Origin of the sequence: Streptomyces apocyni, assembly GCF_009739465.1 — a bacterium.
In the GTDB taxonomy this organism is placed as follows: Bacteria; Actinomycetota; Actinomycetes; order Streptomycetales; family Streptomycetaceae; genus Streptomyces; species Streptomyces apocyni.
Window position 1 is genome coordinate 1 of record NZ_WHOM01000009.1, and the last position, 283, is coordinate 283.

1 protein-coding gene is annotated in these 283 nt (G+C 70.0%); it reads right to left on the bottom strand.

Going from position 1 to position 283, the window contains the following annotated elements; all coding sequences use genetic code 11:
• Window positions 1–283, bottom strand: a 283-nt coding sequence (locus GCN81_RS00030) for an acyltransferase domain-containing protein (protein ID WP_156721302.1), incomplete at both ends; no start/stop codon positions are given.

The window sequence follows — 283 nt, forward strand, 5'->3', positions numbered from 1 at the left end:
CATCGCGCCGTCGGTGCGGGCGGCTTGCATCAGGCGGCCGCGGGTGGTGACGAGGTGGGCCGCGTCGGTGAGGGAGAGTACGCCCGCTATGTGGGCGGCGGTGAGTTCGCCGATGGAGTGTCCGGCGAGGTAGTCGGGGGTGATGCCCCAGGATTCGACCAGTCGGTAGAGCGCGACTTCGATGGCGAACAGGGCGGGCTGGGTGTATTCGGTGCGGTCGAGCCCGTCGCCTGAGGTGATCACCTCGCGCAGTGGCCGCTTCAGGTGCGGGTCGAGTGCGGCG